7 protein-coding genes are annotated in these 5039 nt (G+C 35.6%); all 7 read left to right on the top strand.

Features of this window, described 5'->3' with window-relative positions:
- Positions 1-788: SIS domain-containing protein (locus tag ACT8VG_RS07225; protein WP_444195509.1), on the top strand; the 788-nt coding region annotated here is incomplete at its 5' end.
- Positions 789-797: 9 nt separating this feature from the next.
- Entirely contained in the window at positions 798-1235 is a 438-nt protein-coding gene (locus tag ACT8VG_RS07220; protein ID WP_187012725.1) for a PTS sugar transporter subunit IIA, read from the top strand.
- A gap of 14 nt (positions 1236-1249) precedes the next feature.
- Complete coding sequence (locus tag ACT8VG_RS07215; RefSeq protein WP_055233950.1) at positions 1250-1738, top strand: PTS sugar transporter subunit IIB; 489 nt, start codon at positions 1250-1252, stop codon at positions 1736-1738.
- A gap of 14 nt (positions 1739-1752) precedes the next feature.
- Positions 1753-2550 (top strand): PTS mannose/fructose/sorbose/N-acetylgalactosamine transporter subunit IIC, encoded by a 798-nt coding sequence (locus ACT8VG_RS07210; RefSeq protein ID WP_187012724.1) that lies wholly within the window; start codon positions 1753-1755, stop codon positions 2548-2550.
- Positions 2550-3389 (top strand): PTS system mannose/fructose/sorbose family transporter subunit IID, encoded by an 840-nt coding sequence (locus tag ACT8VG_RS07205; protein ID WP_187012723.1) that lies wholly within the window; start codon positions 2550-2552, stop codon positions 3387-3389. The genes ACT8VG_RS07210 and ACT8VG_RS07205 overlap by 1 nt, the downstream gene beginning before the upstream one ends.
- 13 nt (positions 3390-3402) lie before the next feature.
- A complete protein-coding gene (locus tag ACT8VG_RS07200) occupies positions 3403-4503 on the top strand; it encodes an SIS domain-containing protein (RefSeq protein WP_195921630.1) in 1101 nt (366 codons plus the stop codon).
- Between the two features lie 52 nt (positions 4504-4555).
- Positions 4556-5039 (top strand): YitT family protein (locus ACT8VG_RS07195; protein ID WP_444195508.1); only part of this gene is annotated, 484 nt, incomplete at its 3' end.

Here is a 5039-nt window from a genome sequence, read left to right as displayed (position 1 = left end):
TGTCAGCTTCTACTATTGCTGGGCTAGATAAAGCTAAGGAATGTGGATTCGGTACAATTGCGATGACTGCAGAAAGAGGCAGACCAGTAGAACATCATGGAGATGTTAAACTCTATGTTGAAATCGGTGAAGAAAAAGCAGGACCAAAAACAAAGGGATATATTGGTTCTATTGTTACTTTTATGATTTTTGCATTAAAGGTAGCCTTAAAACAGGGAAAGATTACTCAGGAAGAATTTGAAGATTATCTAAATAGAATGCAGGCGGCAGCAGATGCGATTCCAGATATTGCGGAAGCTGCAAGCAACTGGTACTTAAAAAATAAGGAAGATTTACTAAAGTGCCGTCGCTTATATGTTATTGGTTATGATAATTGTCTTGCTGATATGATGGAAGGTACATTAAAAATCTGCGAAGCAGTGAGATATAGTGTACAGGGATTCGAATTAGAAGAATTCATGCATGGTATCTATCACTGTATTGATAAAAACACATATATGCTTTATGTATGTTCTAAAGGTCAGTATTATGACAGAATCTTACGTTTAAAACGTTACTTCGAGGAAGAAAGACATAGTCATAATTTCTTAATTACACATGAGGATACAAATAATCCTAAGGATTTAGTATTCCCATTTACAGATGATGAAGAATTTGCAGTATTACAGTACATTATTCCAATGCAGGTTCTTGCTAGAAAACTTTCATTAGACTTAGGAATTGATTGTAATATTCCGAGTGACCCTCAGTTCCATTTCAAGATGCATAGTTATTTAAAAGAAGGATAGGTGATTTACATGACAAACATGATTCTCTTCTCACACGGAAAACTCGCAAATGGTGTAGCTGATTCCTGTCAGCTTATTATTGGTAGCCATCAATTCAAGACACTTAATGTTTTGCTTGATCAGCCAGTGCAGGAAATAGAAGACAGCCTTGATAATCTTATTGATTCCTTCGAAACTCAGGAACCTATTATTATCGTAACTGATATTCCAGGGGGAAGCACAACTCAGACTGCAATTAAGCAAATTGAAAAGAGAGATAATATTTATGTTGTGACAGGTATGAATCTTGGACTTGTCATGAGCTTATCTTTCTTAAATCTTACTTCAAATAAAGAAAATAACAGAAGAGTTATTAATGAAGCGATTGAAGAAACTAAAAACGGAATGTATCTCGTAGAAGATATGTTTAACACAATGGATGAAATTACTGATGATGGTGATTTATAAAGGAGGATATGACAATGATTCAGGTATTAAGAGTAGATGACAGATTATTACATGGACAGGTAGCAGTAGCTTGGACACGTCATTATAAGGTAGACGTAATCTTAGTTGCGAATGATCATCTTATTACAGATAAGAATATGCAGGTTGCATTCAAACTTGCAACTCCTGCTGGTGTAACACTTTCAATGAAATCTTTACAGGGTGCTGTAAATGTTATTAATAATCCTAAACATGCCTCAAGAAGAATTCTTGTTATTACTAAAGACTTAGATGATGCTAAGTTTGTCTGTGAAAAGACAGGTACAGAAATCAAGGATATCCTTCTTGGTGGTTTAAGAAATGGTGAAGGAAAGAAAAATATTGAAATGAACTCATATATGAGTGCACATGATATTGAAGTTATGGATGAACTTGAAAATGATGGATTCCATGTATTCATGCAGGCAGTGCCTACATCAAAAGCATTAAGTACTGAAGAAATTAGAAGAAACTTTAATAAATAGAAAGGGGTAACCTTATGAGTATAGTACAAGCATTACTACTTGGTTTACTAGGTGGTATTGGAATTTGGGATAGTAGAGTTGGCGGAATATGGATGATTGACCGTCCATTAGTATTAGGCCCACTCGTAGGTTTGATCTTAGGTGATTTTACAACAGGTATTATTGTTGGTGGTTCATTAGAATTAATTATGATGGGTGTTGTAGGTATCGGTTCTGCTACACCTCCAGATACAGTGTCTGGTGCAATCTTAGCAACAGCATTTGCGATTGTTTCTAAGCTTGATGTTTCTGCAGCGGTTGCTCTTGCGTTACCGATTGCTTCTTTAGGACAGGTTGTTGGTATTCTTGTAAGAACAGCTAACGGATTCTTTGTTCATATGGCTGATAAAGCAGCTGAAGAAGCAGACTTTGGTGGTATTGACAGAGCTTTATGGGGTGGGGCATTCCTATTCTTTATTGCTTACTTCTTGCTTGTATTCTTAGGCGCATACTTAGGTTCATCTGTAATCAGCGCATTTGTAAAGATGATTCCAAAGTTTGTAACAAATGGTTTAAATGCAGCAAGTGGTATGCTTCCTGCACTAGGTATCGCAATTCTTATGCAGTTATTATTTGATAAGAAGAATGCAGCATTCTTCTTCATTGGCTGGGCCTTAACAGCCTTACTTTCAGTGAACACTGTAGGTACTGCCGTTATCGGTGCAGCTATCGCATATACAATTTATCAGTATACAATCTCAAATAGAAAAAATAATGTGGCTGTTGAAGTTGAAACAGATGAATTATCTGATGATCTAGGAGGCGAATTATAATGGAAAACAAAGAATTGAACACTCAGGATACAGTGATGACACCTGATGTGTATAAGAAAACATTCTGGCGTACATTCCCGTTACAGGCTTGTTTCTGTTTTGAAAGAATGCAGAACGTAGGCTTCGCTTATATGATGGTTCCCGCTTTAAAGAAGCTTTATACAGATAAGAAAGATATTTCAGATGCTTTAAAGAGACATTTAGCTATCTTTAATACAACTCCTGCAGTCGTTAGTTTTATTGCGGGTGCGTCTATCGCAATGGAAGAGAAGTTCAAGAAAGCTAAAGACAATGGTGAAGAAGTAGATGAAGAATCAATCAATGCTGTTAAGACTGCTTTAATGGGTCCTCTTGCTGGTATTGGTGATTCATTCTTCTGGGGAACATTCAGAATCATTGGTGCTGGTATTGGTACAAGCTTAGCGGCTAAGGGAAGTATCTTAGGTGCTATTCTATTCTTACTTATTTATAACATTCCTCATTTTCTTGTTCGTTATTATGGATTAAAGATGGGTTATAAGAGTGGTGTTGGCTTCTTAGCAAGTATGAATGAAGGTGGCGTAGTTGCGGTATTAACTGAAGCAGCTAAGGTACTTGGTTTACTAGTTGTTGGTTCTATGTGTGCTTCTATGGTATCTATTTCTACGCCATTCGTATTCCATTTAAATGGTACAAAAATCGTATTACAGGAAATCTTTGATGGTATTATTAAAGGCTTCCTACCTCTAGGATTTACTTTTATTATTTATACTTTATTAGAGAAAGGAATGAAGAGTACAACTTTACTTTGGGGTATTTTAATTCTTGGTATTGTTTGCTCTTTCTTTGGTATTTTATAAAATGGCTTCAAATATGTATAACTATATATGTGAAACACCGGAAGTGTTAACACATATTATTGATAACAGAAAAGAAATTACTCATGAATTCGTAGAAGAATTCAAAGATAAAGATATTGAACAGATTTATGTTATTGGATCAGGTACTTCATATCATGCGGGACTTTCAGCAAAGAACTATTTAGAAGAAGTATTAAACCTTAAAGTGTTCTGCATGTATCCTACACAGTTCCATAGAAGTGAAAAAGTCTTTAATAAGAAGACTTTGGTTATTGGCATGTCACAGGGTGGACAGAGTTTATCTACTGTAGAAGGTTTAGATGCCGCTACAACACAGGGACTCTATACTGCGGCAGTATCAGAAAATCCTACTGCGCTTGTATTTGATCATGCAACAACTAAGACAAGAATTGAAGTGGGTAATGAAAAATGTGGTGCCAAGACTAAAGGCTATGCTGGTACTACTGTTACTTTAATGATGATGCTTTCAGAATGGGCTATCGCAAAAGGTATTCTTTCTGAAGAGTCATTTGAAGGTTACAAAGAAAGAATGTTTAAAGTTATTGGTAATATGCCAAACATTGTAAATGCAGCAACAGAATGGTATGGAAGAATTAAAGATGAATTCTTACCAGCTAAAAGAATTATTGTCGTAGGCTATGATGGAAACTATGCTGATGTTTTAGAAGGTGCATTAAAAGTACTTGAAACAGTAAGACAGGGTGTAACAGGCTATGATATTGAAGAATTCTTCCATGGTATTTATAACTCTATTACTGAAAGTGCTCATATCTTCTATCTTGGCTCTAAGGGTGACTATAAGCCTCGTACTTTAAAACTTATTGAAATCCTTAAAGAGTGGACACCACATAATTACTTAATTGCTTCACCAGAAGGTGTAGATGCACCAACTAATAAGGATTGTATCGTTCCATTCACAGAAGATCCTCTCTTCTCTCCATGGGAATATATCATTCCGATGCAGGTATTGGCGTGTCTTGCTCCTCAGGATTTAGGTATCAATCCAGATATCCCAAAAGATCCTCAGTTCCATGCACGTATTGGCAGCAAAAAACTTGATGGTGTCAGAGACGCTTATAAAACTGAAAAATAGAAAAAGTTATGGCAATCATGATTTGCCATAACTGAAAGTGTGGACCAGGAAAATGTCGAAAAACTTGTCAGCAGCCTACAAAACAAATAAAAGATATATTATTACTTTCTTTGCGGTGTTCTTTTCGGCACTCTTACAGACATTTGTTCTTCAGACATTTTTGAATCCTTCTGATCTTTTATCAAGTGGTTTTACAGGTGTTGCGATTTTAATTAATCGTATCAGTATGCTTTATGGGTATTCTTTATCTATTTCCACACTTGTGATTGTACTCAATCTACCTGTCGCCATTGTATGTTATAAGACAATAGGCAAGAAGTTTGTTTTCTTTTCTTTCTTACAAGTTATCTTCTTCAGTATTTTCACAAGGGTATTATCTTTTGATCCATTATTTGATGATGTGATCTTAAATGTCTGTTTTGGTGGATTCCTTTATGGATTTGCGACTGTGATTGCCTTGAGAGGTAATGCAAGTACAGCCGGTACTGACTTTATCGCTTTATATGTATCTAATAAAATGAATAAGTCAATCTTCG

The sequence above is a fragment of the Catenibacterium sp. genome (genome assembly GCF_052354645.1).
Lineage (GTDB): Bacteria > Bacillota_I > Bacilli_A > Erysipelotrichales > Coprobacillaceae > Catenibacterium > Catenibacterium mitsuoka_A.
This window is presented reverse-complemented; position numbering and strand designations above follow the sequence as displayed.